Origin of the sequence: Catellatospora sp. NPDC049133 (assembly GCF_040648455.1) — a bacterium.
In the GTDB taxonomy this organism is placed as follows: Bacteria; Actinomycetota; Actinomycetes; order Mycobacteriales; family Micromonosporaceae; genus Catellatospora; species Catellatospora aurea.
Window position 1 is genome coordinate 1 of sequence record NZ_JBEZDT010000027.1, and the last position, 26,666, is coordinate 26,666.

The following is a 26,666-nucleotide window of genomic DNA, read 5'->3' on the forward strand; positions in this document are numbered from 1 at the left end:
GGCGCCGGGCGGGATCTTCTGCCTCATCGGCGACGCCCCGCCGCCCCCCCACGAAAACCTGCAGCATCTTTTATAATGCCGCGCCCTCGGGGGCGTCGCGAGGGCGCGACTTTTCAAGAGTTGCGGCAGGGAGAGGACGGTGGGGCAGGATGTGATCTAGGCTCACGTGTCATGGCCACCGACGGGACCAACTGGGCCGGCAACGTCACCTTCAGTGCGGCGCGGCTGCATCGGCCGTCCACGGTGGACGAGCTGCGGGCCGCGGTCGCGGGGGCGCGCCACGTGCGCGCGCTGGGCACCGGGCACTCGTTCAACCGCATCGCGGACACCCCGCACGACCTGGTCACCGCGGCCCGGCTGCCGCGGATCGCCGACCTGGACCGCGGGCGCTCCACGGTGCGCGTCTCGGCGGGAACCCGGTACGGCGAGCTCGCGCCGTACCTGCACCGGCACGGGTACGCGCTGCACAACCTGGGCTCGCTGCCGCACATCTCGATCGCGGGCGCGGTCGCGACGGGCACGCACGGTTCCGGCGACCGCAACGGCAACCTGTCCACCGCGGTACGCGGCGTCGAGCTGGTCACCGCCGACGGCGACCTGATCGAGGTCGACGACGCCGACCTGCCGGGCAGCGTGGTGTCGCTCGGCGCGCTGGGCGTCGCCACCGCGCTGACCCTCGACGTCGTGCCGGCGTTCGACGTGCGCCAGCACGTGTACGAGCGCCTGCCCCGCACCGCGCTGGAGGACCACTTCGACGAGGTGTTCGGGGCGGCGTACAGCGTCAGCCTGTTCACCCGCTGGCGCGGGCCGGACGTCGAGCAGGTGTGGCTCAAGCAGCGGGCCGATGCCGCGCCGCTCGGCGCGGACCTGTTCGGGGCGCGCCCGGCCGACGGACCCCGGCACCCGATCGCCACGATGTCGCCGGTGCACTGCACAGCCCAGCAGGGCGAGCCCGGCCCGTGGCACGAGCGGCTGCCCCATTTCCGGCTCGACTTCACCCCGAGCGCGGGCGACGAGCTGCAGTCGGAGTACTTCGTGCCGCGCTCGCGGGCGCTGGAGGCCCTGGCCGCCCTGGACACGATCGCCGACCGGATCGCGCTGGTGGTGCAGGTGTCCGAGATCCGCAGCATCGCCGCGGACGACCTCTGGCTGAGCCCCGCTCAGGGCCGCGACAGCATCGCGTTCCACTTCACCTGGATCGCCGACGAGGCCGCCGTCGCCCCGGTTGTCGCCGCCGTCGAGGACCGCCTGATCCCCCTGGGCGCCCGCCCCCACTGGGGCAAGGTCTTCGGCCTCGAACCCGCCCTGGTCCGAGCCCAGTACCCCCACCTGCCCGCCTTCACCGCCCTGGCCACCCGCCTCGACCCCGCCGCCAAGTTCCGCAACCCGTTCCTGGCCCGCTACCTGCCCACCCCCACCCTCCCGGGTTGATCATGAACCTATGGCACGGCTCGACGGCGCGCCGTGAGCACAACTTCATGATCACCGCAGCCTTCCGGCTCACCCGACCACTGGCCACCCACTAGTCGATCATGAAGTTGTGGGCGCGACACGCCGTCGAACCTGCCCATAAGTTCATGATCAACCCGGGAGGGGGGTGAGGTGGTGGCCGGAGAGGTGGTGGACGAGGGCGGGGAGGGCCTGGCCGAGGGGGGCGTCGAGGGTCAGGGTGGCCTGGGCGTCGGAGCGGGTGGCGCCGCGGTTGACGATGGCGACGGGGATGCCGAGTTTTACGGCGCGGATGACGAAGCGGCGGCCGGACATGACGGTCAGGGAGGAGCCGAGTACCAGGAGCAGGCGGGAGCGTTCGACGAGGTCGAAGCATTGCTGTACGCGGGTGGGCGGCACGGTCTCGCCGAAGAAGACGACGTCGGGCTTGAGCATGCCGCCGGGGCATCCGGCGCAGTCGACGGTGCCGAAGCCGGCCAGTTCGTCGTCGCCGAACTCGACGTCGCCGTCGGGGTGCACAGCGGTGATGCGGGCGGAGAAGCCGGGGTTGGCGCGGTGCAGCCGCCGATCGAGGTCGGCGCGCGGGGTGACCTCGCCGCAGCCGAGGCAGATCACCCGGTCCAGGCTGCCGTGCAGCTCGATGACACCCTCGGCCCCGGCGGCCTGGTGCAGGCCGTCGACGTTCTGGGTGACGATGCCGGAGAGCACGCCATGGCGCTGCAGCGCGGCGACCGCCTCGTGGCCGGTGTTGGGTGAGGCGCGGGCGATGGTGCGCCAGCCGAGGTGGCTGCGCGCCCAGTAGCGGGTCCGGGACTGCGGTTCGCGGGTGAAGGCCTGGTACGTCATGGGCGCGTGGCGGCGCTGCACCCCGTCCGGGCCGCGGTAGTCGGGGATGCCGGACTCGGTGGACAACCCGGCGCCGCTGAGCACGGCGACGCCGCCCTCGGCCATCATCGCGGCGAGTTCCGCGACGCGCTCTTTCGTGGCATGCACTCCACCATGCTGCCTTGACGCTCGGCGCGTGACCAGCGGCGGGCGTCACGCGCGGGGCACATCGCAATAGATCATTGATGACCGTCTTTACTATTAGGTTTGTTTAATTTATGTTGGCGATTACATGAAGTAAGCCTGCACTCCCCCAAGGTAGGTGGTAGCTCATGAAACGCCCCGTTCAGAGCCTTCGCACCCGGATATTCGCGGCCGCGGCCGCCACCGTCGTCGCGATGGGCGCATCACTGGCCATCTCGTCCGCCGCCAACGCGGCCAACCTGATCGCCAACCCGGGCCTGGAGTCCGGCAGCCTGTCCCCGTGGAGCTGCAGCGCCGGGCTCGGCAGCGTCGTCACCACCCCCGTGCACGCCGGCACCCGGGCGCTGCAGGGCACGCCGAACGGCTCCAACCACGCCCAGTGCAGCCAGACCGTCACCGTGCTGCCCAACACCGCGTACGTGCTCAGCGCCTGGGTACGCGGCGGCGGCGGCTACGTGTACCTCGGCTACACCGGCGGCACCGAGACCTGGAACCCGGCCGCCGCGAACGCCTGGACCAAGCTCAGCCTGAACCTGACGACGGCCGCCGGGCAGACCTCGCTGACCGTCAACGTGCACGGCTGGTACGGCCTGGCCGCGTACCAGGCCGACGACTTCTCCCTCGACGGCCCCGGCACCCCGCCGAGCAACCCGCCGACCCCGACCGCGTCGCCCAGCCCGCCGCGGCCGAGCGCCTCGCCGAGCACGTCGCCCTCCCCGCCGCAGCCGTCCCCGTCCGGGCCGACCGCGCCGCCCGGCGGCAAGAAGCTGCTCGGCTACTTCGTGGAGTGGGGCGTCTACCAGCGCAACTACCACGTCAAGAACATGGTGACCAGCGGCTCGGCCGCGAAGCTGACGCACATCAACTATGCGTTCGGCAACGTCACCAACGGGCAGTGCACGATCGGCGACTCCTACGCCGACTACGACCGCGCCTACAGCGCGGCCGAGAGCGTGGACGGCGTCGCCGACACCTGGGACGCGGGCGCGCTGCGTGGCAGCTTCAACCAGCTGCGCAAGCTCAAGAAGGCGTACCCGAACATCAAGGTGCTGTGGTCGTTCGGCGGCTGGACCTGGTCCGGCGGCTTCGGCCAGGCCGCGGCGAACCCCACCGCGTTCGCGAACAGCTGCTACAACCTGGTCGAGGACCCGCGCTGGGCCGACGTGTTCGACGGCATCGACATCGACTGGGAGTACCCGAACGCCTGCGGCCTGTCCTGTGACAGCAGCGGACCGCTGGCCTTCCGGAACCTGATGCAGGCGCTGCGCAACAGGTTCGGCAGCAGCTACCTGGTCACCGCCGCGATCACCGCGGACGGCAGCAGCGGCGGCAAGATCGACGCCACCGACTACAACGCCGCCGCGCAGTACCTCAACTGGTACAACGTGATGACCTACGACTACTTCGGCGCGTTCGCTCCGCAGGGGCCGACCGCCCCGCACTCGCCGCTGACGTCGTACACGGGCATCCCGCAGGCCGGGTTCAACTCGGACGCCGCCATTCAGAAACTCAAGGGCAAGGGCGTTCCGGCGGCGAAACTGCTGCTGGGCATCGGCTTCTACGGCCGCGGCTGGACCGGGGTCACCCAGGCCACGCCGGGCGGCACCGCCACCGGGGCGGCACCGGGCACCTATGAGGCGGGCATCGAGGACTACAAGGTCCTCAAGAACAGCTGCCCGGCCACCGGGACCATCGCGGGCACGGCGTACGCCAAGTGCGGCAGCAACTGGTGGAGCTACGACACCCCGGCCACCATCGGCGGGAAGATGTCGTACGCCAACAACCAGGGCCTCGGCGGCGGCTTCTTCTGGGAGCTGTCCGGCGACACCACCAACGGTGAACTGATCACGGCCATGCGCAACGGCCTCGGCTGACGCACCCCACATCGGAGCGGCAGGCGCCTTTCCCACGGGGCGCCTGCCGCTCTCCCGTCCCCGGTGGACGAACACCTGGCCGAACGGCTGAGCGCGTGCGCTGCGTACGATCCGGTCAGCCCTTCGTCACCAGGAGTCAGCAGATGTCGAGCGCGGAATCCCCCACCCCGCTGAAGCGGACGAGCGCGATCGTCACGCTCGTGGCCACCGTCGTCGGCACCGTCCTGGCCTACCTGTCGCTGGCCGCCGCGGTGAAGTGGCCGCCGTTCCAGGCGAGCGCGACGCCCACGGTCACCGTCTTCCGCGGCGGCCCGCCGCAGAACCCGAACTGTCCCGGATCCGCGTGCGCCTACGTCGGCCTGCAGCTGACCGGTTTCACGCCTGGCAGCGCGGTGCGCTGCACCTTCGACAGCGCCGAAGGCCCGACTTTCTTCGGCGCGTACACCGCGACGGTCGACGAGGACGGCAACGGCCGCGCCGTCACCACCAACTACTACGGCCAGCCGCAGGGCTGGGTCAGCGCCACCTGCGGTGAGGCCACCGGGGCACTGAACCCGTGGGGCGACTCCTGACCGGTGGACGACGTCCCACAGGTCGGAAGAATCTGCCGCCGAATGAAGTGACCTCTGTCACTTTTCGCCATGACGGTGAACCGCGGCCGACAAGCCGCGCAGGAATGTCCGATCCCCACCGACGCGTGCCCCTCCTCCAGCGTCTACCTGCCCTTACGGTCGAGGTGCCGAACACGCGTCTGCCGCGCGCGGGCCGGCCGTCACCCCACCCCGGAAATGGCCTCCCGCCGATCGGCGTCGTTGCGGAGTCATCAGCGGTGGCACGGGTTCATTACGGTCCTCAGACGTTGGTTTGAACCCCGCAGATCAGGTGAATGGACCCACACGTGAGCGACCCCTACGCCCAGCAGCCCGACCCGTACCGCCCGCCCGGCGATCCGTACGCGCAGCCGGTCTCGCCGCCACCCGTCCCGCCGCAGCAGTACGGCGCGCCGGGCCAGCCGTACAGCGGGCAGCCCGCCTACGGGCAGCAGCCCTACGGCCAGCCCGGTTACGCGCAGCAGCCGCCGGCCAAGTCCAACAAGGGCCTCATCATCGGCATCATCGCCGTCGCCGCGGTACTGCTGCTGATCCTGTGCGCGATCGGGGTGGCGGTGCTCGCGAACGCCGACGACGACCCGGTCGTGCCGACCACGCCGACGCGAACCTCGACACCCGGGACGTCCGCGGCGGCCCCGCCGCCCGGCAACAACAACGCGATCACCGCGGACTCCTCCAGCGATTTCGGCGACGTGTGCTCCGGCGGCGCGATCCTCAACGCGGCCGAGTACACCACCCCGGCCTCGGCGAAGGCGTACGTCTTCGCCAACAGCCCGACCCGGCTGACCGGCTGGAGCTACAAATCCATCGACTCGCGGGCGCCGTACTACGCGAAGTCCGCCGACTACGCGCAGGTCAGTGTCGTCGGCTGCCTGCGCTACGTCGAGGGCAGCGAGGCCGCCGGCCAGAAGTGCGACGTCAAGGCCAGCGACGGCAAGAAGCTGACCGTGGACTACCTGTCCTCGCGCTACACGCTGACCTTCCACAACGCCCGGACCGGCGAGAAGATCGGCGACGGCGGCACCGTCAACGCCCCCGCCAACCGCTGCCCGTCCTTCCTGACCTACAACAAGGAGACGCTGAAGTCGTACGCGTCGCCGGACACCGCCTCGGTCGACGCCGCGCTCAAGAAGATGTTCTCCTGAGCCGACCCCGCACGGCCGGACGGCCGCGTCCCACCGCCGGGACGCGGCCGTCCGGCTTGTCTCACGTGGCGGCGGGCCATGGGCGTGCGAGGATGCGCCGGTGGCGAGCTACCTGGAGACGGCGCGGCTGATCCTGCGCCGGTTCACCCCCGACGACGTGGACGCGCTGTACGACCTCGATGCCGATCCGGCGGTCACCCGGTACCTCAACGGCGGCAGGCCCACGCCCCGCGAGGAGATCCGTGACGAGCTGCTCCCCCGCTGGCTCGCCCAGTACGGCGAGTTTCCCGGCTTCGGCCGGTGGGCGGCGGTCGAGAAGGCGACGGGGGCGTTCCTGGGCTGGTTCGCGCTGACCGCCGACCCGGCCGAACCCGGCACCGCCGAGCTGGGCTACCGGCTGCGGCGAGCGGCCTGGGGCAGGGGTTACGCCACGGAAGGCTCGCGGGCGCTGGTGGACAAGGGTTTCGCGGAGCTGGGCATGCGCAGGGTCACGGCGAACACGATGACGGTCAACGCCGGCTCGCGCCGGGTGATGGAGAAGACCGGCCTGCGTTTCCTGCGCACGTTCTTCCTCGACTGGCCGGACCAGATCGAGGGCGGCGAGCACGGCGACGTGGAGTACGAGCTGCGGTACGACGAGTGGGCGGCGGGCCGCGCCGCGGGGTGAGCGCTCGGGCCGGTCGGTCCGCCGATCCGACCGGCCCGGTGTGGCCCCGTCAGGCGGTCGCCGCCGCCGGATCGGCCAGGAAGGCCAGCAGCAGCGTGTTCATGGCGTCGTCGAGCAGGCCGACGCCGTGCCGGGAGGAGCTGGGCAGCACCAGCTTCTTGTGCGCCGAGACCGACAGCCGGTGCAGTTCGCGGGCGGCGTCGGCGAAGCGGGCCTCGTTCGCGCCCGCCGCGAAGACGACCGGGACGGGCAGCTTCGCCACGGCGGCGCGGGCGTCGGCGTCGTACACGGTCGGCGCGGACAGGCTGGCCACCCCGTCCACGGGCGGGGTCACGCCCGCGGCCGCGGCCAGGGCGATGGTGCCGCCGCGGGACGCGCCGAAGACGAAGACCCGCTTGGCTCCCTGCTCGCGCAGGTGGGCGACGGCGGCCTGGGCGAACTCGACCGCGTCGCGGGAGGCCACGTCGACGGACAGGGCGCGGTGTCCCTTCTCGACCAGCAGCCGGGCGAAGGCCGACCACTGGCAGATGCCGCCGTCGACCTGGTGCAGCAGCACGACGCCGGTGTCGCCCTGCCCGGTCTGCCAGGCGGCGGTCAGGTCGTGCTTCGCGTTCTCGATCACGACGAGCTGGCCGGGGTCGCTCACGCACGGCGCGTCGGCGTCGTCGATCACCCGCTGCCGCGCCGCGGCGGCCAAATCGGGTGGGGTCGCCGGCTGCTCGCCGCCGCACGCGCCGAGGCCCAGCACCGTCGCCGCCAGCGCCACCAGGGCGGCGGTCTTCCACGTTGTTCTCATACCGGCCTCGACCCGGTGGGTCCGGGTCGCGGTGGGGTCCTTCGCTAAAGTTTCCTAACTGTTATCCGGCGGCGCGGCCTTGCGTGCGACGGAACGTCTGGCGGTAGGTCTGCGGGGAGATCGAGGTGAAGCGGCGGAAGTGCTGGCGCATGTTGACCGCCGTGCCGAACCCGGTGCGCCACGCGATCCTCTCCACCGGCTCGTCGGTCGTCTCCAGCAGTTCCTGAGCGCGGCGGATGCGCTGCTCCAGTACCCACCGCAGCGGACTGACCCCCAGGTTGTCGCGGAACCGGCGGGCGAACGTACGCGGGCTCAGGTGCGCCTGCTGGGCCAGCTGCGCGACGGTCAGCGGCTGGTCGAGGCGGCCGCGGGCCCAGTCGAGCACCGGCGCGATCTCCGAGCGGGCCTCGCCCCGCGCCAGCGGGTGGGCGAACTGCGCCTGCCCACCCTCCCGGTGCGGGGGCACCACCATGCGCCGGGCCACCTCGTTGGCCACGGCCGCGCCGAAGTCGTTGCGCACCAGGTGCAGGCACAGGTCGATGCCCGCGCCGGTGCCCGCCGAGGTGAGCACGTCGCCCTCGTCGACGTAGAGCACCTCCTGGTCGACCTTCACGTCGGGGAAGCGGTTGGCGAAGTCCACCATGTTCATCCAGTGCGTGGTGGCCCGCCTGCCGTCGAGCAGGCCCGCCGCGGCCAGCACGTACGCGCCGCTGCAGATGGAGGCGATCCGCGCGCCCCGGGCATGGGCCTGGCGCACCGCCTCGACGATCGGCGGCGGAGGACCGCACTGCACCATCCGGTTGCACGCCGGGATGATCACCGTGTCGGCGTCGGCGAGCCCTTCCAGTCCGTATCGCGGCTGCACGGTCAGCCCGCCGCGCACCGTCAGCGGACCCGGCTCGGCGGCGCACAGGCGCAGCTCGTACCACGGATCCACCAGATCGGAGCGGTCGATGCCGAACACCTCGCACGGCACCGCCAGCTCGAACACGGGGATGTCGTCGGTCAGCGCCAGGGCGACCACGTGCCGCTTCATGGCAGAATCCTATCGCACTGCGGCATTCCTGCCACTGTTGTGCTCACCCCACGCAAGACAGGCTGTACAGCATGACCGAGACCCTCGCCAGGCCGCAGACCCCCACCGCGGCCGGCCCCGCGCACGCCGGACGGCTCACCACGGCCCAGGGCGCCGCGCTCTACGTCGGCGCCGTGCTCGGCACCGGTGTCATCGCCCTGCCCGCACTCGCCGCGCAGGCCGCCGGGCCCGCCTCGCTGATCGCCTGGCTCGGCCTGGTGCTGCTGTCCATCCCGCTGGCCATGACCTTCGCCGCGCTCGGCGCCCGCCACCCCGACGCGGGCGGCGTCTCCACCTACGTCCGGCTGGCCTTCGGCCCGCGCGCCGCCGGGGCGATCGGCTGGTGCTTCTACTTCGCGGTCCCCGCCGGAGCCCCCGCCGCCGCCATGTTCGCCGGGGCGTACGTCGAGGCCGCGATCGGCGGCGGCCAGCGCACCGTGCTGCTCACCGCGGCCGCGCTGATGCTCGCGGTCACCGTCACCAACGTCTTCGGCGTCACCGTCTCCGGCAAGGTCCAGCTCGTGCTCGCGGTGCTGCTGGTCGTGCTGCTGCTCGCCGCCGTGCTCAGCGCCGCCCCGCACGGCGACACCGCCAACCTGCGCCCGTTCGCCCCGCACGGCTGGCTCGCGATCGCCCCCGCGGCGGCGCTGCTGGTGTGGAGCTTCGCCGGTTGGGAGGCGATCACCCACCTGGCCGCGGACTTCCGGCGACCCGAGCGCGACCTGCCCCGCGCCGCCGCCATCGCGGTCGCGGTGGTCGGCGTGCTGTACCTGGCCGTGGCCGGTGCGGGCATCCTGGTGCTCGGCCCCGACGCCACCGCCGACGCGCCGCTGGCCCGGCTGCTCGCCATCGGGCTCGGTGGCCCGGCGAGCGCGCTGGCCGCGGCGGCCGCGCTCCTGCTGACCTTCGGCACCATGAACGCCTACTACGGCAGCGCGGCCAAGCTCGGCGCGGCGCTGGGCCGCGACGGGGCGCTGCCCGCCTGGCTGGCCCGCGGCGCGAGCGCCGGTGACGTGCCGCGGCGCAGCCTGGCCGTGACGTCGGGGCTGTCCGCGGTGGCCATGGTCGTGGTCGCGCTGACCGGCACCGGGGCGCAGCCGCTGGTCCTGCTGGCCACCGGGGCGTTCGTCGCGGTGTACGCCCTGGGCGCGGCCTCGGCCCTGCGGCTGCTGCCGCGCGGCTCGACCGCCCGCAAGCACGCGGCCGTCGCGCTGATCGCGGTCGTCGGCCTGCTGGCCGCCACGGGCTGGTACCTGCTCTGGCCGCTCGTCCTCACCGCCGGCGCCCTGCTCTACCACCGCCACCGCACCACGGCCGACCCCGCCTGAGACCGAGGTCGGTCAGGAATGGGCGAAGCCCCGTCCGGGCCGGGGAGGCAGCCTGGGCGGGGCTTCGTCAAAGGGCCGCGGGGCGGCCTCGGTCACTTGCCGAGGGACTCGCAGCCGGTCTCGTCGGGCAGCAGCGGACGCAGGGTGACGGTCCAGTCCTTGCCGCCCGAGGTCCACTTGGTGATCGCGGTGGCCTTGGCGGCGGCCGCGAGCACCGCAGGCGCGTCCTTGTCGGCGACCACGCAGCCCAGGCTCAGGCCCTCGCCCAGCGAGGCGCCCGGCAGCGCCGGACCCGGCCACGCCACGGCGGGACCGGCGTCGACCCCGGCACCCGGGTCCTGCCATGCGGCGGCGACGGCCGCGACCTTCGTCGGGACGTACTGCTCGACCGGGCCGACCTTGCCCGCGCCGAGCGTGGTGTCCAGGTCGGTCAGCGCCTTGATGAGATCCAGCAGCTTGCGCCGCGCCTGCTCCTGGGCGGGGGTCAGCCCGGCGTGGCTCATGTCGTCGAGCAGCGCGTACACCTCGGCCTTCTTCACGCCGTCGGCGGTGGTGACGACGATCCGGGTGTTGGGCAGGTCGGTGACGCCCGGGGTGCCGAAGTCGGTCGGCTTGCCGACGCCGGCCTCCAGCGCCTTGGCGACCAGCGCCTGCACGTCGCCACTGGAGATCCGGCGCAGCTGGATGTTCGGCAGCGCGCGGCCGGGGTACTCCATGGTCGTGGGGCCCTCGCTGATCACACGGCCGTCCGCGTACACGCTGAGGGCGGGCAGCCGGGTCAGGTTGACGGTCGCGGGCACGAAGCCGCCGACGTGGTCCACGCGCACCGCGACGGTGTCGCCGCCGGGGAACGAATAGCCGCCGCCCTCGCCGTCGGCGGTGTCGGTCGCACGCCCGCATCCGGCAGCCAGCAGCACGAGCGACGCGAGCGCCACTCGGAGTCCAAGAGTCGTAGCCTTCATGCCCCCTGTGACCGCGCCGGGTCCGGTTCGGTTCCCGGCGTCGGCAACTTTTCCGCCGATCGGGGCAACGCGGGTCAGCCCAGGGCGGCGAAGCGGTCCGCGGCCAGTTCTTCGAGGTCGGACAGTGCCTGCCAGGCCCGCGCGGCGGCGAAGGGATCGCGTTCGGTCAATCCACTGGCGAGGAACTCGTCCTCGTCCAGGCGCAGCGGCGCGCCGCCGCCGGCGGGCACCCACAGGTCCAGATCGAGGTCGCAGACCCGGAGCACGCCGCCGTCCTGCACCGCCGGGCGGGTCACGTCGCAGTACCAGCCCTTGCGCACGCCGGACGCGTCACGCACCTCCTTGACCGCGTACCAGCGGTCGCGCCAGAAGTGCTCGGTGAACACGTCACCCTGCTCGAAGCGCACGAAGCCGAAGTCGCGGGCCTGCGTGCCCGCCCACGGGGCCCGGACGACGAGGTGCGTGCCGTCGTCGGCGAGCACGTCCGCGGTGTAGCGGATCTTCTCGCGCTCCTCCTTGAGCAGGAGCACCTCGATCCGGTCGCCCACGGCCAGTGCCTGCCCCATCGCGTCGCCCCCCACCTGCCGCGGGACGGTGCACGGCCCGCGAGAATGATCTCCAGCTGACGCAGCGTACCGGCCGCCCGGTGGCGCTCGCCGGGGTTTTCAGCGCCCCATGACGGCGTCGACGGTCCGGGCCAGCTCGTCGGCGGTCAGCCCGACGTCGAGCATGGCCCGCATGCCGCCGACGTCCTGGACGTGCAGCCGGTCCACGTCGAGCCCGGCCTCGGCCAGGGCGGAGCGCACCGGCCACCGGTCGACCAGCCGCCGGGCCAGCTCGCGCAGGCCGGGTTCGACCTGCACCTGCGGCACTTCGTCGAGCACGTCGGGGCACAGCGCCACCTGCCTGGTGTAGGCGTCGCCCCAGAAGTCGAGCGTCCATCCCGGCCACAGCACGGACCACTGCTCGCGCAGGCCGTGCAGGGGCAGGATGCTCCACAGGCCCGCGGTGCGGGTCGCCGGGTCCAGATGCAGGCCGGCGCTGGGGATCTCGTCGCACCACTCCAGCGGCTCGCCGTCGGCGAGCCAGTCCACCAGCCCCGGGCCCGCCCGGAACGGCTGCTCGGCGGCCAGGTCGGGGCTCAGGCCGTACGCCCGGCAGCCGTGCTCGCCCGCGACCGTGACCAGCGCCGCCAGGGGCAGTTCGGGGTCGTGGCCGTCGTAGCGCGGCAGCCGTGGCACATCCAGCGGCAGCTGTGCCACGCCGTGGTCGGCCCCGGTGTACTCGATCAGGTCGGTGAGGCCGTCGTAGGCCCAGCGGGTCTGCCAGCCCGACCAGGTGCGGGCGTAGGCGTCCAGCACGGCCGCCCGGTGGGCGTAGTAGCCGAGCGCGGTGGCGAACAGCAGCACCACCCGCCGGTCGGGGTCGATCAGGACACCGGCCGGGCAGCGCGGGTCGGCGGGCCACCGGTCGGCGGCCTGCCCGTCCAGCTGCGCCAGCCACCGCAGCACGACGTCGGGGCCGGGCGCGAGCAGGTAGTCGAGGCCGTCCCCGGCGTCGCCGGGGAAAAACAGCGTGCACGAGCCGTCGCGGATCACGGCGTGGTTCACCCTACTGCCCACCCCGCGCAGGCTAGTGCCGCTCTGTCGGCCGCACCAGCCTGCGCGAGGACACACTTCGATGAACGTCAGGCGCGCAGCGCGGCCTCCACCGCGTTCGCGTACCCGACGTGCCCGGCCTTGTTCGGGTGGTAGGACTCGCCGGTGGGCCAGGACGTGCCGTTGATCCATTCGACGTCGTCGCAGACCGCGTGGCCGGTGAACGGGCCGCGGGCGTCGACGAAACCGAAGCCGCGAGCCGTCGCCCGGGCCTTGATCGTGGTGGCCAGCAGGTCGGCGGCGGCGTTCAGCTCGGCCTGCTCGCCGGGTGAGATGCGGGCGATGGCGTTGCACTCCTCGCCGTTGAACAGCCGCGGGTAGCCGACCACGACCACGGTCGCGTTCGGGGCCAGCGTGGCGATGCGGGCGTAGAGCTGGTCGAGCTGACCGGGCAGGGTGTCGCGGATGTACGTCTCGGCCTTGTCGATGTCGCCCCAGCAGGTGTACGGCCAGGGTTTGGCGCACTGGACGATCACCGAGGACCAGCCGATGTCGTTGCCGCCCGCGCTGACGGTGACGTAGCGGGTGTCGGCGTTGAGGCTGCCCAACTGGCCGCTGAGGATGGCCGGAATCTTCGCCCCCGCGCAGGCGGCGAAGGTGAGGGTCGCGCCGAGCCGGGCGGCGTCCAGCTTCGGGTAGGCGCTGTTGGAGCGCTGGCAGGTCGTGTCGAAGTACTCGCGGGTGCCGGTGCCGGAGGCGTAGGAGTCGCCGAGGGCGGTGTAGGTCGGGGCGGCGGCGTGCGCGGGCGCGCCGAGCAGCACGAACGAGAGCGCCGCCAGCAGGGGTACGGCGGCGCGGAGCGGGAACACCATGGGGGCTCCATCACGGGGGTGTGGGACGGGTGCGCACATGCTGTCAGAAACATTCACGAACGTGAAGATGACCTGGCGGAATTCTCCGTCGGCCGAGCGCTGTGGACGCGTACGGCGAATCCGCCCCACAGGCAGCGCGGCGTCACTAATCTCAGGGCATGAGCCCGTTGCCGCGCGCCCTGCTGTGGGACCGGATGGTCGAGGTCGGCACCGACATCGCCCTGGTCGATCTGCGTCCCGACAAGCTGCTCGCCCACGGTCAGGTGGTCGCCGCCGAACCGGTGCCGCACGCCTGCCGCTACAAACTGACCACGGTGGACGGTTTCGCCACCGACACCATGACCGTGGAGTCCGAGGGCGCCGGCTGGCAGCGCGAGGTGCGGCTGGAGCGTTCGGGCGACTCGTGGCGGGTGACCACCAGCGAGCAGGGCAAGTTCGGTTCGGTGCAGCTGCCGGGCATCGTCGACCCGGGCCGGCTGGCCGGGGTGCTCGACGTGGACCTGGAGGCCACCGCGCTGACCAACACCCTGCCGATCCGGCGGCTGGGCCTGCTCGGGGCGGAGCCCGGCACCACCCACACCGTGCCGATGGCCTGGATCCGGGTGCCGTCACTGCAGGTCATCCCGGTGGAGCAGACGTACACGGTGATCGACGCCGACACCATCCGCTACACCTCGGGCAGCTTCACCGCCGACCTGGCCGTCGACAAGGACGGCTTCGTGGTGACCTACCCGGGATACGCGAGCCTGGTGGTCTGAACCCCGGTCAGCGGGCCGCCCCGCGGGCCTGCGTCATGCCCTTGTTGGCCAGCGCGTCGGCCCGCTCGTTGCCGGGGTCCCCGGCGTGCCCGCGCACCCACCGCCACTCGACGGTGTGCCGCGCCACCGCCTCGGACAGCCGCTGCCACAGATCCGCGTTCTTCACGGGCTTGCGCTCCGACGTCAGCCACCCGTTGCGCCGCCACCCGTGCATCCACTTGGTGATCCCGTCGCGCACATAGGTGCTGTCGGTGTGCAGGTGCACCGTGACCGGCCGGGTCAGCGCCTCCAGCGCCTCGATCGCCGCGGTCAGCTCCATCCGGTTGTTCGTCGTCGGCCCCGCATCCCCGCCGCATAACTCCCGCTCGTGCCCCCCGTACCGCAGCACCGCTCCCCACCCGCCGGGCCCCGGATTCCCCGAGCACGCCCCGTCGGTATAAACCACCACAACCCGCCCGTCACCCTCACCCACCCCGGCACCGTACCAGCCCCCACCCCCGACGATCTTGCGCGACCTGCGGGGACGACACGGGCGCACCGGTCATACGCGCCACAGTTCACGCAAGATCGTCGTGATCTTGCGTGAAGCAGGGCGGAGAGGTGGGGTGGGTCAGGGGATCGTGTTGGGGCCGTGGGGGCGGGTGGCGCGGTTGGCGGCGATGGCGTGGTCGATGCTGTAGAGGCCGGCGCCGACGGCGGCGAGCAGGAGGCTGCCCACACCGAGGGCGATGACGAGTTCGGAGCCGCCGGAGTTGACGAACAGGCCGTGGCCGATGTGCACGGTGAAGAAGGCGCCGAGCATGTCGAGGAAGAGCAGGACGCCGGCGATCGGCACGAGCAGGCCGACGATCAGCATCGCCCCGCCGATGAACTCGACGAGGCCGGCGAACCAGGCTGACAGGGTGGGCAGCGGCACGCCGATCGCCTTGAAACCGGCGGCGGTGGGGCCGAGGCCGACGGTGAACAGCTTCTGCCAGCCGTGGGCGAAGAAGATGATGCCGATGCCGAGCCGGGCGATCAGGATGGCCAGGTCGCGGATCTGTGCGGGAAAGACGAACATCACGCCGCCTCCGGTCGGTCGGCTGTACTGAATGGTTTGAACATCACTTTTTCACAGCTATGGCATGTCTCGTGGTGATATCGGCGATCACGGGCGGCGCGCGACACGCGAAACGAGCACGGATGTGTCGCCCGGGTACCCGCCACGATCGCGGACATGGTGAGATGCGGTGGTGCGTACGGGTCGTCAGGATCGCGCCCGGTTCGCCGATCCTGTTGGCATCGCTGCCGATTCGGCTTACCCTGACGTGGCCGTATGAACATCAACCTGGGGAGAACGGAGGACCCGATGTCGTCCGATCGTCTGATCAACCGGCGCTTCGAGTACAACGGCCACCACTGCACGGTGGCCGACTACGACGGCGGCAAGCGCCTCGCGATCGTCATGGACGACCAGCCCCACGTGGTCTACTCCGTCAACATCGACCTCAGCGACCGCAACATCGGCCGCCAGCTCGACCTCTACCTGTCCGACGGGCAGTACTACGCCTGGCCGGCCCGCGGCCGCGGCAAGCCGCCCGCGCTGCTCACCCCCGACGCGATGGTGGAACGCACCAAGGAGTCGTGACCGCCGGCGCGGACCCCGCCCGGCGGGGAGGTGGCGAACATTCGCCGTGGCACAAAGTCGCCACGCGAAGATCTTGTGGAGCCGCGACCGTCCGATGAGGCTGCGGAACCATGTCCGCAACCACATTCGGCCGCCTGAGCGCGGCCCTGCTCACGACGGCAGCGCTGCTGATCGCCGGGCCGGCGGCGAGCGCCGCCCCGCAACCCGAGCCCGCCCCACCCGGCGTGCTCAAGGGACCGGGCTTCGCCAAGAAGGACAAACTCGGTTCGCACGACCGGGAGCTGCTCGTCAAGGCCGTACGCGACGGCAGGAAGAAGGTCACCGCGATGGTGGCCGTCGCGCCGGGCCAGTTCGACGCCGCTCGCAAGGCCGTCGAGGCGGCCGGCGGCACCGTCGCCAGCGCGCACGCGAAGGTCGGCTACCTGCGCGCCAGCGTGCCCGTCGGCGCGGTCGACACCGTGGCGCAGAAGGGCTCGGTGCTGGCCGTCGACCTCGACGAGGAGATCCGGCTCGCCGACCCGGTTCCGGCGGCGGAGGGCCGGCATCAGGGCACCGCGAAGGCGCCCGGCGCGAAGACCCCGGCGGCGAATCCGTACCTGCCGACCCATGAGACCGGTGCCGTGGACTTCGTCGCCGACCACCGGACCTGGGACGGCCGCGGGATCACCATCGGCATCCTGGACTCCGGGGTGGACCTGGACCATCCGGCGCTGGCCACCACCACCACGGGCGAGCGCAAGATCGTGGACTGGGTGACCGCCACCGACCCGCTGACCGAGGGCGACGGCACCTGGCTGGAGCTGACCGAGACGGTCACCGCCACGCCCGAGTTCACCGTGGGCTGGTCGCGTAGGTACACCGGGCCCGCCGCGGGCGAGTTCCGATTCGCCGAGTTCTACGAGTACGCCACCGCGGGCCCCAACGACGTCGGCGGCGACGTCAACCGCGACGGCGACACCTGGGACTCCTTCGGCGTGCTGTTCCGCCCGAGCGACAAGGCGATCTGGGTGGACGCCGACGGCGACATGTCCTTCGCCGACGAGCCGCTGCTGCGGCCGTACCGCGAGGAGCAGAAGGCGGGCCGGTTCGGGGTGGACGACCCGGCGACGGCGGTCAGCGAGTCGATCCCGTTCACGGTCGAGTACCGCCTCGGCGTCGACCTGGCCCCGGCCGGGCGCGCGGGCACGGCCGACTTCGTCAGCATCGGGCTGCCCGAGAGCGCGCACGGCACCCACGTGGCGGGCATCGCGGCCGGGCACAGCCTGTTCGGCGGCAAGATGAACGGCGCGGCGCCCGGCGCGAAGATCGTGTCGTCGCGGGCGTGCACCTGGAGCGGCGGCTGCACCGCGGTCGCGCTCACCGAGGGCATGATCGACCTGGTGGTGAACCGGGGCGTGGACGTGGTCAACATGTCCATCGGCGGCCTGCCCGCGCTGAACGACGGCGCGAACGCGCGTACCTACCTGTACAACACGCTCATCAACGACTTCGGCGTGCAGCTGTTCCTGTCGGCGGGCAACTCCGGGCCCGGGCTGAACACCATCGGCGACCCCTCGGTGGCCAGTGACGTCGTCGCGGTCGGCGCGTCGGTGTCCAGCGCCACCTGGGCGGCCGATTACGGCAGCCAGGTGAAGACCAAGATGGGCGTTTTCGGGTTCTCCTCGCGCGGCCCGCGGGAGGACGGCGGCTTCAAGCCCGACATCGTCGCCCCGGGCGCGGCGGTCAGCACGACCCCGATGTGGCTGCCCGGCTCGCCGGTCGCCGGGGTCGGCTACGAGCTGCCGCCCGGCTACAGTATGTTCAACGGCACCTCGATGGCCTCGCCGCAGGCGGCGGGCGCGGCGGCGCTGCTGCTGTCGGCCGCGAAGGCGACCAAGGTGGACGCGAAGCCGGCGAAGCTGCGCGCGGCCGTGTACGGCAGCGCCCGCTTCCTGTCCGGCGTGGACGCCCACGAGCAGGGCAACGGCCTGCTCGACGTCGAACGCGCCTGGCGGGCGCTGGCCCAGGGCGGCCTGGCCGTCAACGCGTACACCTTCGACGCGCCGGTCTGCACGCCGATCTCGGCCGTGCTGCCCACCCCGAACCGGGGCGCGGGTCTGTACGACCGGTGCGGCGGCGACGTCGCCCGGCTGCGGTCGGTCACGGTCACCCGCACCAGCGGCCCGGTCGGCGACCGGCTGCACCGCATCGGCTGGACCGGCGACGACGGCACGTTCAAGGCATACCGCGGCACGGTGCTGCTGCCGCTGAACAAGCCGACCCCCGTGCTGGTATGGGTGAAGCCGAAGGGCAACGGGGTGCACAGCGCGATCATGACGCTGGACGACCCGGCGACGCGCGGGGTCGACGCGCGGATGATGGCGACCGTCGCGGTCGCCGACGCCCTCGCCGCGCCGTCCTACACGCGCGTCCACACCGGCCGCGTGGACCGGGCACAGACCGCGTCCTACCTGGTCACCGTGCCGGAGAAGGCCCGCACGCTGCAGGTGAAGCTGGACGGGGTGGACTCGGGCGACCGGGTCAGGTTCGTCGCGCAGCACCCGTACGGCGTGCCGGTCGAGGACGGCTGCTACACGAACATGGACGCCCAGGGCTGCGACCCGAACCTGCGCAGCTTCAAGGACCCCCTGCCCGGCGTGTGGGAGATCACCGTCGAGGCGTCGCGCACCTCCCCCACGGAGCGCAACGACTACCGGCTCACCGTGAACGTGTTCGGCGCGAGCGCCGCCGCCGAGGCCAGACTCGGCACGCTGGAGCTGCACGAGCCCGCCCCGGTGAGCTGGGAGGTCACCAACCACCTGGGCGCGGTCCGGCTGGCCGCGTCGACCTCGCCGCTGAGCAGCCGGTACACCGAGCGCGGTGAGGTCGCCGACAAGGCGCAGAAGGCGTACGACGTGGTCGTGCCGATCGGCGCGGGCCGCTTCTCCGCCCGCATCGGCAATCCGGCCGACCCCGCCGCCGACCTCGACCTCATCGTCGTGGCCAACGGCGTCGTGCTCGGGGCGAGCGCGGACGGCGACTCCGAGGAGTCCGTCGTCATCGACAACCCGCCGGCCGGCTACTACACGGTCTGGATCGACGGGTACGCCGTGCCCGCGGGCTCGACCGCGTTCGACTACAGCGACGAGGTGAGCACCACCTCGATGGGCACCGTGCGCACCACGTTCGCCGCGCCGCTGGCCCTGGCCCGCGACGAGACGAGGACGGTGACCGCGGAGGTCACCGCGGGTGGCCTGGCGCCGGCCGGCCGGAAGCTGTACGGCGGCCTGGACCTGGTCAACACCGACGGTGCGGTGGTCGGCCAGGCCGGGGTCACCATCGAGGCGGTGCACGGCCCGTCCGTGCGCGTCGACACCACGTTCGGGCCGTTCGCGGCGTTCACCGCGCAGGACGGCGTCGTCGCCGGGTCGGCGCAGATAGACGCGATCAGCACCCCGGCCCGCTGGACGCCGCAGGGTGGCGTCCAGGGGTACACCGGATACCAGGGGCACATCTTCGACATCAACCGCCACGGCGACGGGGTGGGCCAGTCGGAGCACACCGAGACGCCCACGGTGCCGGGCATCTTCCACGCCGACGGCACGGTCACCGAGCTGCCGATCCCGTCGTGGATGGCCGACGCGATCTACGGGCGGGCGTTCGCCATCGACGACAAGGGCACGGTGGTCGGCAACATCACCGCCTACCGGCCGGACGCGCAATACCACTGGAACAACGAGCCGTACCGGTGGACCGAGGACGGCGGGTACGTGCGCCTGCCGCACCTGACCGGCGATCCGGAGCAGACCGAGCCGCTGAGCATCAACGGCAGCGGCGTCATCGTCGGCTCCTCGTTCGAGAACGGACAGGCCACGGCCGTGTGGTGGGACGCCGCGGGCGCCATCCACCGGATCGGGCCGGTCGCCGAGGGCGAGCGCAGCGTGCTGGTGGAGGTCAACGACGCGGGCACCGCCGTCGGCGAGAGCGGCGAGCGGGCCGCGATCTGGACCGCGGCCGGCGGCATCAAGCGGCTGCCGGACTTCGGGTTCCACTCCCGAGCGGTCGGGATCAACGCGGCGGGCTGGGTGATCGGCGAGGCGGACGTGGTGCCGTACGAGACGCACGTGGTCGCCTGGGACCCGCAGGGCCGCCTGTGGGACCTGACCAGCATGGCCGGATACGACGTGTTCTACGTCGCGGAGGCGGCCGACGTCACCGACGACGGCGGCTTCGTGGTCTACGGCTACCCCGGCGACGGGTCGGCCAAGACCCACGCCATCCTGCGCTTCTGACGCTGGGCTGTTAGGAAGGGCACCTTCTACAACGCGGAGCGTTGTGAAGGTGCCCTTCCTTCGTTCTAGGCGTCGAGGTCGGCGAGGGCGAGGGGGAGGGCTTCGGTGAGCTTCTCCATGTCGGGCAGGGCCGCGCCGTCGGCGTAGAGGCCGATGTGGACGCCGTCGCGGTAGCGGGACAGGCCGATCGCGAGGGCGTGGCCGCTGGCGAGCGGGGCGATCGGGTACAGCTCCTCCAGGCGGGCGCCGTTCAGGTGCAGCGGCAGCGGGGGCAGCGGCACGCTGGTCACGACGATGTCGAACAGCAGCGGGGCGGCGTGGGCGGCGAAGGGCGCGGCGAGCCGGTTGAGGGCGGACGGGAGCAAACCCGCCAGCACGGGGATCGCGCCCGCGCCGCGGTTCGGTCCGGCGGCCTTGTTGCGGTCCATGGCCTCGCGGACCAGGGTCAGCCGGGTGGCCGGGTCGGCCTCGCCGACCGGGAGGTCCAGCAGGTACGCCGAGAGCTGGTTGGCGTCGTCGCTGCCGCCCGAGCGCAGCCGCTGGCTGGCCGGGATCAGCGCGCGCAGCACGTCGACCGGCCGGTCGTGGCCGAGCAGCCAGTGCCGCAGCGCCCCGGCGACCACGGTCAGCAGCAGGTCGTTGAGTGTGCCGCCGTGCTTGCGGCGGATGCGCTGCAGCTCGCGGGTCTCCAGGCTGACGAACGCGGCCCGGCGGGTGCCGGACGGGGGTGCCAGCAGCGGGGTCGGGGCCGGGGCGCGCATCTGCCCGACGATCGCCGACGCGATGTCGAACATCCTGCCGGCCCGCCCGACGACGTCGCCGACGACGTGCTCGGGCCGGGTGATCAGCTCGGCCCCCTGGCGGGCCAGCGTCGACAGCGCCGACGGCGCGCTCTGGGGAGCCCGCGGCGGCTCGTCGGCGAGCAGGTCGCCGCCGTCGAGCAGGCCGAGTCCGATCCCGACCGCGCCCTGACCGTCGCACAGCGCGTGATGCATCTTGGCCAGCAGCGCGAACCGGCCCCCGGCCAGGCCGCTGACCAGGTGCAGCTGCCACAGCGGGCGGTTGCGGTCCAGCGGGGCCGTCATCAGGTCGGAGACCAGCGCGGCCAGGTCGTCGCGGCCGCCGGCCTCCAGGCGGTGGTGGAAGATGTGGTTGCGGGCGTTGAAGACCGGGTCCTCGCTCCACGCCGCGCCGCCGAGCCCGGCGGGGCCGATCTTGCGCCGCATCCGGGGCACGCGGCCGGCCCGCTGCGCGAGCAGCGCCACCAGTTCGTCGGGGCTTACGGAATCCGCCGGGTGGAACACCGCGACCGCGCCCAGATGCATGGGCGAAGCGGTGTTCTCCAGGCACAGAAACGACATGTCCAGAGCGCTGAGCCGCCCGTCCACCATGGCCATCCTCGCGTCGTCGGGTGACGTGGTCGGCCTGCCGAGCGGCTGCGCTGCCGCGTCGAGGCGACCTGACCTTGATACAACGTCTGAGACCACGTTAAGGCTGCGGTTTGTCGGCGCTGTTACAGGCCTGTATGAAGGTGTCGCCGAACACCCCCGGATCGCATCATCGCTGGTGGATTGCTAGGCGTCGTCGCGGCGTTCCAGGCGCAGCCGCTCGTCGTGGCTGATGTGCCCGGTCGCCTCCTGCGCCTTGGCGACGTCCTTGGCCCGCTGCCGGGCCTCGTCCTCGTCGACCGCGGCCACCCGGGCCCGGCCTTCGCGCTCCCAGCGCTCGTTGTGGGTGACCTTGCCGGCCACCTCTTCGGCCTTGCCGACCACCCGCTGAGACATGTTGTGGATCTTCTCGTCGAATCCCATCGCCCCCGCCTCCGCTCCGCGCTCCACCGGCGCGATTGCGTCCCCTCCTCGATTGTGGCGCGTGCGGGGCTTCAGTGCTCGGCTGTCCGGCGAGTGCCGGTGTAGTACTCGAACAGCAGCGCCGACGCCGTCACGACGGTCGCGATGATCCCGACAGCGATCAGCCACCACATCCAGAACACCAGCCCCAGCGAGGCGATCAGGGCGGCGAGCGCGATGCCGAACGGCCAGTAGCTGCCGGGGCTGAAGAAGCCGATCTCGCCGGCGCCCTCGGCGATGTCGCCGTCGAGGCGGTCCTCGGGGCGCGGCTCGATGCGGCGGGACACGAACCAGAAGTAGCCGCCGCACATCAGGCACAGCAGGCCGCTGAGGGTCAGCGCGGTGGTGCCGATCCAGTCGTACTGCGGCAGCGCCGCCCCGCTCCAGAACCAGTACACGACCGCGGTCACGAACAGGAACGCGGCCACCCCGAGAAACAGCCGGTACTCGGTCTTCATCGCGATCCCCCGGAAGGCTTGCGGAAACGCTGAGGCGGGCGTGGGGGGCGAGTGCAAACTAGCACCGGTCCCACCTCGCCCGCCCGGGTTCCGGCGGTTCGGCGTGTCAGCCGACGAACAGCTGCTCGGACTGCTCCTTGTTGTGGCTGAGCTGGCGGCGCAGCGAGGCGACCGCCTCGTCGACCGGGTGCCCGCGCAGCAGCTCCGCCACCGCGAAGCCGGCCAGCGCGCCGATCCCGGCAGCCGCCACCACCCATCCCCAGCGCATCGGAGCAGGCCTGCCCGCGAGCGCGTCGAGGGCCAGCGAGGCCCGGTGCCGCGCCTCGGAGCCGGTGCCGGACAGCGTGCTGCGCATGCTCCCCGCCTTCTCCCTCGCCCGTTCGGCTGCCACGTCACGGGTGCTGCCCAACCCGTGCAGGAACTCGTTCCAGGTGGCCGAGGCGACACTGTCGTTGTTCCGGGTACGGAGGAACATCATGATCTCCTGACGTCAGACGTCGTGCGACATCGTGTCGATACCCCGGCCCGCACCCTGCGAAACGGGCGTTCGGGCCGGTGGGGCCGCTTCGAGCTGATAGACGCTGTAGGCCTGACGGATCACCGGGTGCGCCACGTTGCGCACGCGCACCCCGCCCGGGGTCACCCCGCGCTCCACGCCCGCGTGCGCGTGCCCGTGCACGGCCAGCGAGGTGGGCGCCGAGTCGATCGCCTGGCCCAGCAGGTACGAGCCGAGGAACGGGTAGATCTCCAGGGGCTCGCCCAGCAGCGTGTCCGGCACCGGCGCGTAGTGCGTCAGCGCGACCAGCACGTCGGCGTCCAGCGACAGCAGGGCGGCCTGCAGCCGGGTCGCGGCCTTCTCGGTCGTCCGCACGAAGTCCTTGATCTCCTGCTCGCCGAACATCGACGCGCAGCGCCCCGCGAAGCCGCCGCCGAAGCCCTTGATCCCGGCCACGCCGAGCTTCACATCCCGGCAGCTGATGGTGATGCCGTCGCCCTCCAGCACCGTGATGCCACCGGCGGCCAGCACCTTGGTGACCTCGCGCTGCTGGTCGCTGTGGTAGTCGTGGTTGCCCAGCACGGCCACGACCGGCACCGGCAGGCCGCCGAACTCGCGGGCCACGCACTCGGCCTCGTTGACGGTGCCGTGCCGGGTCAGGTCGCCGGCCAGCAGCAGCACGTCGGCGCGCTCGCCGAGCTGCTCCAGGGACGGGCGGTACCGGCCGAGCACGTCCACGTCCATGTGCACGTCGCCGACCGCCGCCACCCGGATCACGTGATCACCTCGGGCTCGGACGGTCCTGCCACCGCCGTCACCACGATGTCGTTGTGCACGTGCTTGTCCGGGAACATCGCCGCCACCCGCTCCCCGATCGCGTCGCGCCGGTGCGCCGTCTCGACCTGGCCGCGCAGCAGCACCGCACCGTCCCGGCGGATCACCTCGATGCCCTGCTCGCAGATCGTGCCGTCCTCGGTCAGCATGCGGTGCACCTCGGCGTCGGCGTACTCGTCGACCACTCTGGGCTCGCTCACCATGCCCCCGTCCTGTCCGCTCCGGCAGGCACCGACGCCTGCGTGGGTCGCTCGTGCTGCTCGTGCGCGCCGCCCTCGGCCGCCGGCGGGATGATCTCCAGCAGACTCAGCAGGTAGAGGCAGGCCTCGGCGTACACCGAGTGGGCCGTGTCGCGGCGCACCTGCTCCCAGTCGATCTGCTCGCGCAGCGAGCGGGCCAGCGGCAGCGCCCGGGAGTAGTCGCAGTGGTGCTGGGAGAAGGTCAGCAGCTTGTGCTCCATCAGCATGGTCGCCGACAGCACGGGGATGTGCAGCGCGCCGACCGGCACGATCGAGCTCTCCGCCAGGACCTCCTCGGTCACCTGACGCTGCACCGGCCGGAAGATCAGATCCACCAGCCGGTCCTCGTCGTACACCTTCACCAGCCAGTCCTCGGGGGGACGCTCGGTCCGGAAGCCCTCCTCGGCGTACGCCTGCAGGGTCCGCTCGACGTCCTCCTCACGGATGACGAAGTCCACGTCATGCTCGCTGGAGGTGCCGCCACGGGCGTAGACCGCGAAACCGCCCGCCAGTGCGAAGGGCACCTCGGCGCGGCGCAGCACGCTGGCCGCACGCTTCATCGTCTCCAGGAGCTCTGCACTGATCTCGCTGAGCATGGGGTCGCTATACCCCAACCCCCCTGCCCTCACACCTGACGAAGGAAGGGCACCTTCTTATCGCCATACGTAGAGCAAGGGCACCTTCTTAACCCTGGGCCGCGCTGACCGGCCATGAGTGGCATGATCGCTTGCTCCGGCGCGTTCCCGCACCGCCCGGACCGCGCCGCCGCCTGAACGCCGGGACTGTCGGTCCCGCGTGTTTGACTGGCCCGATGGCCGCCGAAACACCCACGCTGACCTTCGAGAACGCCGACGCCTTCGAGCAGTGGCTCGCCGCCCAGCCCGCCGGCAGCGCCGGCGTATGGCTCAAGCTGGCGAAGAAGGCCTCCGGCGTGCCGTCGGTCGACTACGCGCAGGCGCTCGACGTGGCGCTGTGCCACGGCTGGATCGACGGGCCGAAATCAGGTGTCGACGACGTGTACTGGCTGCAGAAGTTCACCCCGCGCCGGGCCCGCAGCCGCTGGTCGAAGATCAACCGCGACAAGGCGGCAGCGCTGATCGCGTCGGGCCGGATGCGTCCGGCAGGGCTTGCCGAGATCGAACGGGCGCAGGCCGACGGGCGCTGGGAGGCCGCCTACGACGGCATGCGCACGGCGGAGGTCCCCGACGATCTCGCCGAGGCGCTCGCCGCGAACCCGGCTGCGCGGGACTTCTTCGCCACCGTCGACCGGCAGAACCGGTACGCGATCCTGTACCGCGTCCAGGACGCCAAGCGACCGGAGACCCGGGCCAGGCGGATCGCCCAGTACGTCGAGATGCTCGCGGAGGGCCGCAAGATCTACCCGTGACACCCGGCACCGGTGGCCGCGGCCAGGCACGCCAGGGCGGCGGCTCGCCGGTAGCATGGCGATCATGGCAACGGTAAGGGTCGAACGCACCGACGACGGTTTCATCGCCACCAACGAGCGCGGGGCCTCGGTCGCCGTGGGCAGCTCCGATCAGGACGGCGTGTTCTCGCCGGTCGAGCTGCTGCTCGTGGCCCTGGGCGGCTGCGAGATCGTCACCGTCGAGCCGCTGACCGCCAAGCGCGGCCACCGCCTCGTCAAGCTGGCGGTACGCGTCGACGCCGAGAAGGTCGCGCCGACGAAGCTCGGGCCGATCACGGCGACGTACGAGATCGAGCTGCCGCCCGGCGACGACAAGGCCGCCGAGGTCTTCGAGTCCGTGGCTCACCGCGTGCACGAGAACCACTGCACCGTCGGCCGCGCCCTGCGCGAGGGCACCGAGACGATCCAGATCCTCCCGCCCCGCGCCGCCTGACCGCCGGGCCCGCCCGCGCCGCTTGATCGTCGGACCTGCCCGGCACCTGTGCGTATCTTGAGCGCTCATACGCACGACTGCCCGGCAAGTCCGACGATCAAGGCGGGTCGCGGCGTAGCGTGAGGGCACACAAGGGACCGGTGGGGGCGGTCGATGGAGCACCCGTGGGGCCAGGCCGCGCTGGCCAACCTGGTCGATCTGCTGGTCATGCTGGTCGAGGCGGCCGGCGCGATCGTCATCTTCATCGGCGCGAGCGTCGCGTTCGTCCAGTTCGTCGGCTCGGCGATCCGCGGGCGGCACACCGTCGACTTCGTACCGATCCGGCTGGGACTCGGCCGCTTCCTCACCCTCGGCCTGGAGTTCCAGCTCGCCGGCGACATCCTGCGCACCGCGGTCTCGCCCACCCTGCGCGAGATCGCCGAACTCGCCGCGATCGCCACGATCCGCACCGCGCTGAACTACTTCCTCACCAAGGAGATCCAGGAGGCCCGCGCCGAGCTGAGCGGCCGCGTCGAGGTCACCGCGCCCGGCCCGGCGCGGGGCACGCCGTGACCCTGCTACCGGAAGAGGTGGTACGCGGCGCGGCACAGCTCTGCGTGGCTGCGGGTTTCACGGCAGGGGCGCTGATGTTCGCGCGGTGCCGCTCCGGCCGGATGGCCCTGGCGGTGGCGCTGGACTTCTGGCTGGCGGCGGGACTGCTCACCCTGTCCGTGGCCACGACGTGGACGGCGATCCTGGCCGCGGCGGCGATCGTGGGGTTGCGCCGGATGCTCAAGCTGGCCCTCGCACAGGGCGCACACCCGGCCGCCGGAGACCGGCCGGGCTGAGGCGACTGGGCGCTCACGGCGACAGGCCGTCAGACCGTTGC

The 26,666-nt window shown here is 72.1% G+C and carries 28 protein-coding genes and 1 pseudogene; 13 read left to right on the top strand and 16 right to left on the bottom strand.

Features of this window, described 5'->3' with window-relative positions:
• Window positions 1-171 precede the first annotated feature (171 nt).
• Window positions 172-1,431, top strand: a complete 1,260-nt coding sequence (locus tag AB0B35_RS27650; RefSeq protein WP_361050423.1) for an FAD-binding protein — start codon at window positions 172-174, stop codon at window positions 1,429-1,431.
• 150 nt (window positions 1,432-1,581) lie between these two features.
• Here the strand turns inward: AB0B35_RS27650 and AB0B35_RS27655 are convergent, their stop codons facing one another.
• On the bottom strand, window positions 1,582-2,403 hold the full coding sequence (locus AB0B35_RS27655; RefSeq protein WP_361050715.1) for an NAD-dependent protein deacetylase: 822 nt from the start codon (window positions 2,401-2,403) through the stop codon (window positions 1,582-1,584).
• A gap of 203 nt (window positions 2,404-2,606) precedes the next feature.
• Between AB0B35_RS27655 and AB0B35_RS27660 the strand changes: the two genes are divergently transcribed.
• From AB0B35_RS27660 to AB0B35_RS27675, 4 genes are all read left to right on the top strand, one after another.
• On the top strand, window positions 2,607-4,352 hold the full coding sequence (locus AB0B35_RS27660) for a glycosyl hydrolase family 18 protein (RefSeq protein ID WP_361050426.1): 1,746 nt from the start codon (window positions 2,607-2,609) through the stop codon (window positions 4,350-4,352).
• 143 nt (window positions 4,353-4,495) lie between these two features.
• Window positions 4,496-4,924 carry a hypothetical protein gene (locus AB0B35_RS27665; RefSeq protein WP_361050429.1) on the top strand — a complete coding sequence of 143 codons (429 nt, stop codon included), beginning with the start codon at window positions 4,496-4,498 and terminating at the stop codon, window positions 4,922-4,924.
• Between the two features lie 326 nt (window positions 4,925-5,250).
• Complete coding sequence (locus AB0B35_RS27670; RefSeq protein WP_361050432.1) at window positions 5,251-6,108, top strand: hypothetical protein; 858 nt, start codon at window positions 5,251-5,253, stop codon at window positions 6,106-6,108.
• 100 nt (window positions 6,109-6,208) lie between these two features.
• A complete protein-coding gene (locus tag AB0B35_RS27675) occupies window positions 6,209-6,775 on the top strand; it encodes a GNAT family N-acetyltransferase (protein WP_361050435.1) in 567 nt (188 codons plus the stop codon).
• Between the two features lie 49 nt (window positions 6,776-6,824).
• Here the strand turns inward: AB0B35_RS27675 and AB0B35_RS27680 are convergent, their stop codons facing one another.
• A complete protein-coding gene (locus tag AB0B35_RS27680) occupies window positions 6,825-7,571 on the bottom strand; it encodes a hypothetical protein (RefSeq protein ID WP_361050438.1) in 747 nt (248 codons plus the stop codon).
• Window positions 7,572-7,632: 61 nt separating this feature from the next.
• Entirely contained in the window at window positions 7,633-8,607 is a 975-nt protein-coding gene (locus tag AB0B35_RS27685; protein ID WP_361050441.1) for a helix-turn-helix domain-containing protein, read from the bottom strand.
• Between the two features lie 71 nt (window positions 8,608-8,678).
• On the opposite strand from AB0B35_RS27685, the gene AB0B35_RS27690 reads away from it, so the two are divergent.
• Window positions 8,679-9,974 (top strand): amino acid permease, encoded by a 1,296-nt coding sequence (locus tag AB0B35_RS27690; protein WP_361050444.1) that lies wholly within the window; start codon window positions 8,679-8,681, stop codon window positions 9,972-9,974.
• A 92-nt stretch (window positions 9,975-10,066) separates the two neighbouring features.
• Here the strand turns inward: AB0B35_RS27690 and AB0B35_RS27695 are convergent, their stop codons facing one another.
• The 4 genes from AB0B35_RS27695 to AB0B35_RS27710 all read right to left on the bottom strand — a co-directional run bounded on the left by AB0B35_RS27695 (window position 10,067) and on the right by AB0B35_RS27710 (window position 13,406).
• Window positions 10,067-10,909 carry a hypothetical protein gene (locus AB0B35_RS27695; protein ID WP_361050447.1) on the bottom strand — a complete coding sequence of 281 codons (843 nt, stop codon included), beginning with the start codon at window positions 10,907-10,909 and terminating at the stop codon, window positions 10,067-10,069.
• 101 nt (window positions 10,910-11,010) lie between these two features.
• On the bottom strand, window positions 11,011-11,502 hold the full coding sequence (locus tag AB0B35_RS27700) for a DUF402 domain-containing protein (RefSeq protein ID WP_361050450.1): 492 nt from the start codon (window positions 11,500-11,502) through the stop codon (window positions 11,011-11,013).
• A gap of 99 nt (window positions 11,503-11,601) precedes the next feature.
• Window positions 11,602-12,558 carry a hypothetical protein gene (locus AB0B35_RS27705; RefSeq protein WP_361050452.1) on the bottom strand — a complete coding sequence of 319 codons (957 nt, stop codon included), beginning with the start codon at window positions 12,556-12,558 and terminating at the stop codon, window positions 11,602-11,604.
• 65 nt (window positions 12,559-12,623) lie between these two features.
• Complete coding sequence (locus AB0B35_RS27710; RefSeq protein WP_361050455.1) at window positions 12,624-13,406, bottom strand: SGNH/GDSL hydrolase family protein; 783 nt, start codon at window positions 13,404-13,406, stop codon at window positions 12,624-12,626.
• 158 nt (window positions 13,407-13,564) lie between these two features.
• Here AB0B35_RS27710 and AB0B35_RS27715 point away from each other — a divergent pair, with 158 nt between their 5' ends.
• Window positions 13,565-14,164 (top strand): putative glycolipid-binding domain-containing protein, encoded by a 600-nt coding sequence (locus AB0B35_RS27715; protein ID WP_361050458.1) that lies wholly within the window; start codon window positions 13,565-13,567, stop codon window positions 14,162-14,164.
• Window positions 14,165-14,171: 7 nt separating this feature from the next.
• Here AB0B35_RS27715 and rnhA read toward each other — a convergent pair whose 3' ends face one another.
• A complete protein-coding gene (gene rnhA / locus AB0B35_RS27720) occupies window positions 14,172-14,636 on the bottom strand; it encodes a ribonuclease HI (RefSeq protein ID WP_361050461.1) in 465 nt (154 codons plus the stop codon).
• A 138-nt stretch (window positions 14,637-14,774) separates the two neighbouring features.
• On the bottom strand, window positions 14,775-15,224 hold the full coding sequence (locus tag AB0B35_RS27725; RefSeq protein ID WP_361050464.1) for a DoxX family protein: 450 nt from the start codon (window positions 15,222-15,224) through the stop codon (window positions 14,775-14,777).
• A gap of 288 nt (window positions 15,225-15,512) precedes the next feature.
• On the opposite strand from AB0B35_RS27725, the gene AB0B35_RS27730 reads away from it, so the two are divergent.
• On the top strand, window positions 15,513-15,791 hold the full coding sequence (locus tag AB0B35_RS27730) for a hypothetical protein (protein ID WP_360534813.1): 279 nt from the start codon (window positions 15,513-15,515) through the stop codon (window positions 15,789-15,791).
• 110 nt (window positions 15,792-15,901) lie between these two features.
• Window positions 15,902-19,123: pseudogene (locus AB0B35_RS27735) on the top strand (S8 family serine peptidase); the annotation flags it as partial.
• Between the two features lie 1,004 nt (window positions 19,124-20,127).
• Here the strand turns inward: AB0B35_RS27735 and AB0B35_RS27740 are convergent.
• The 7 genes from AB0B35_RS27740 to AB0B35_RS27770 all read right to left on the bottom strand — a co-directional run bounded on the left by AB0B35_RS27740 (window position 20,128) and on the right by AB0B35_RS27770 (window position 24,535).
• On the bottom strand, window positions 20,128-21,453 hold the full coding sequence (locus AB0B35_RS27740; RefSeq protein WP_361050467.1) for a wax ester/triacylglycerol synthase family O-acyltransferase: 1,326 nt from the start codon (window positions 21,451-21,453) through the stop codon (window positions 20,128-20,130).
• Window positions 21,454-21,636: 183 nt separating this feature from the next.
• Window positions 21,637-21,873 carry a CsbD family protein gene (locus AB0B35_RS27745; RefSeq protein WP_361050470.1) on the bottom strand — a complete coding sequence of 79 codons (237 nt, stop codon included), beginning with the start codon at window positions 21,871-21,873 and terminating at the stop codon, window positions 21,637-21,639.
• Between the two features lie 71 nt (window positions 21,874-21,944).
• Window positions 21,945-22,370 (bottom strand): cytochrome c oxidase subunit 4, encoded by a 426-nt coding sequence (locus tag AB0B35_RS27750; protein ID WP_361050473.1) that lies wholly within the window; start codon window positions 22,368-22,370, stop codon window positions 21,945-21,947.
• Window positions 22,371-22,476: 106 nt separating this feature from the next.
• On the bottom strand, window positions 22,477-22,845 hold the full coding sequence (locus tag AB0B35_RS27755; protein ID WP_361050476.1) for a hypothetical protein: 369 nt from the start codon (window positions 22,843-22,845) through the stop codon (window positions 22,477-22,479).
• A gap of 15 nt (window positions 22,846-22,860) precedes the next feature.
• Window positions 22,861-23,643: a metallophosphoesterase gene (locus tag AB0B35_RS27760; RefSeq protein WP_361050479.1), complete on the bottom strand. Its 783-nt coding sequence runs from the start codon at window positions 23,641-23,643 to the stop codon at window positions 22,861-22,863.
• Window positions 23,640-23,849: a hypothetical protein gene (locus AB0B35_RS27765; protein WP_360535016.1), complete on the bottom strand. Its 210-nt coding sequence runs from the start codon at window positions 23,847-23,849 to the stop codon at window positions 23,640-23,642. The genes AB0B35_RS27760 and AB0B35_RS27765 overlap by 4 nt, the downstream gene beginning before the upstream one ends.
• Window positions 23,850-23,896: 47 nt before the next feature.
• The gene (locus tag AB0B35_RS27770; RefSeq protein WP_360534824.1) at window positions 23,897-24,535 is read right to left on the bottom strand and encodes a nucleotidyltransferase family protein; all 639 of its coding nucleotides are present in this window, start codon (window positions 24,533-24,535) and stop codon (window positions 23,897-23,899) included.
• A gap of 215 nt (window positions 24,536-24,750) precedes the next feature.
• Between AB0B35_RS27770 and AB0B35_RS27775 the strand changes: the two genes are divergently transcribed.
• The 4 genes from AB0B35_RS27775 to AB0B35_RS27790 all read left to right on the top strand — a co-directional run bounded on the left by AB0B35_RS27775 (window position 24,751) and on the right by AB0B35_RS27790 (window position 26,625).
• Entirely contained in the window at window positions 24,751-25,326 is a 576-nt protein-coding gene (locus AB0B35_RS27775) for a YdeI/OmpD-associated family protein (protein ID WP_361050482.1), read from the top strand.
• Between the two features lie 64 nt (window positions 25,327-25,390).
• Window positions 25,391-25,798: an OsmC family protein gene (locus tag AB0B35_RS27780; protein WP_360534830.1), complete on the top strand. Its 408-nt coding sequence runs from the start codon at window positions 25,391-25,393 to the stop codon at window positions 25,796-25,798.
• A 153-nt stretch (window positions 25,799-25,951) separates the two neighbouring features.
• Window positions 25,952-26,350, top strand: coding sequence for a DUF1622 domain-containing protein (locus AB0B35_RS27785; RefSeq protein WP_360534832.1), 399 nt, complete (start codon window positions 25,952-25,954; stop codon window positions 26,348-26,350).
• Window positions 26,347-26,625 carry a DUF1622 domain-containing protein gene (locus AB0B35_RS27790; RefSeq protein WP_361050485.1) on the top strand — a complete coding sequence of 93 codons (279 nt, stop codon included), beginning with the start codon at window positions 26,347-26,349 and terminating at the stop codon, window positions 26,623-26,625. The genes AB0B35_RS27785 and AB0B35_RS27790 overlap by 4 nt, the downstream gene beginning before the upstream one ends.
• Window positions 26,626-26,666: the final 41 nt, after the last annotated feature.

Bases quoted from the DNA above. Each gene is read 5' to 3' on its own strand.
- AB0B35_RS27660 (WP_361050426.1), top strand. From the start codon at position 2,607: ATGAAACGCCCCGTTCAGAGCCTTCGCACCCGGATATTCGCGGCCGCG.
- AB0B35_RS27700 (WP_361050450.1), bottom strand. From the start codon at position 11,502: ATGGGGCAGGCACTGGCCGTGGGCGACCGGATCGAGGTGCTCCTGCTC.
- AB0B35_RS27765 (WP_360535016.1), bottom strand. From the start codon at position 23,849: ATGCTGACCGAGGACGGCACGATCTGCGAGCAGGGCATCGAGGTGATC.
- AB0B35_RS27690 (WP_361050444.1), top strand. From the start codon at position 8,679: ATGACCGAGACCCTCGCCAGGCCGCAGACCCCCACCGCGGCCGGCCCC.
- AB0B35_RS27680 (WP_361050438.1), bottom strand. From the start codon at position 7,571: ATGAGAACAACGTGGAAGACCGCCGCCCTGGTGGCGCTGGCGGCGACG.
- AB0B35_RS27770 (WP_360534824.1), bottom strand. From the start codon at position 24,535: ATGCTCAGCGAGATCAGTGCAGAGCTCCTGGAGACGATGAAGCGTGCG.
- AB0B35_RS27785 (WP_360534832.1), top strand. From the start codon at position 25,952: ATGGAGCACCCGTGGGGCCAGGCCGCGCTGGCCAACCTGGTCGATCTG.
- AB0B35_RS27780 (WP_360534830.1), top strand. From the start codon at position 25,391: ATGGCAACGGTAAGGGTCGAACGCACCGACGACGGTTTCATCGCCACC.
- AB0B35_RS27665 (WP_361050429.1), top strand. From the start codon at position 4,496: ATGTCGAGCGCGGAATCCCCCACCCCGCTGAAGCGGACGAGCGCGATC.
- AB0B35_RS27730 (WP_360534813.1), top strand. From the start codon at position 15,513: ATGTCGTCCGATCGTCTGATCAACCGGCGCTTCGAGTACAACGGCCAC.
- AB0B35_RS27725 (WP_361050464.1), bottom strand. From the start codon at position 15,224: ATGTTCGTCTTTCCCGCACAGATCCGCGACCTGGCCATCCTGATCGCC.
- AB0B35_RS27650 (WP_361050423.1), top strand. From the start codon at position 172: ATGGCCACCGACGGGACCAACTGGGCCGGCAACGTCACCTTCAGTGCG.
- AB0B35_RS27745 (WP_361050470.1), bottom strand. From the start codon at position 21,873: ATGGGATTCGACGAGAAGATCCACAACATGTCTCAGCGGGTGGTCGGC.
- AB0B35_RS27715 (WP_361050458.1), top strand. From the start codon at position 13,565: ATGAGCCCGTTGCCGCGCGCCCTGCTGTGGGACCGGATGGTCGAGGTC.
- AB0B35_RS27750 (WP_361050473.1), bottom strand. From the start codon at position 22,370: ATGAAGACCGAGTACCGGCTGTTTCTCGGGGTGGCCGCGTTCCTGTTC.
- AB0B35_RS27685 (WP_361050441.1), bottom strand. From the start codon at position 8,607: ATGAAGCGGCACGTGGTCGCCCTGGCGCTGACCGACGACATCCCCGTG.
- AB0B35_RS27755 (WP_361050476.1), bottom strand. From the start codon at position 22,845: ATGTTCCTCCGTACCCGGAACAACGACAGTGTCGCCTCGGCCACCTGG.
- AB0B35_RS27710 (WP_361050455.1), bottom strand. From the start codon at position 13,406: ATGGTGTTCCCGCTCCGCGCCGCCGTACCCCTGCTGGCGGCGCTCTCG.
- AB0B35_RS27775 (WP_361050482.1), top strand. From the start codon at position 24,751: ATGGCCGCCGAAACACCCACGCTGACCTTCGAGAACGCCGACGCCTTC.
- AB0B35_RS27655 (WP_361050715.1), bottom strand. From the start codon at position 2,403: ATGATGGCCGAGGGCGGCGTCGCCGTGCTCAGCGGCGCCGGGTTGTCC.
- AB0B35_RS27740 (WP_361050467.1), bottom strand. From the start codon at position 21,453: ATGGTGGACGGGCGGCTCAGCGCTCTGGACATGTCGTTTCTGTGCCTG.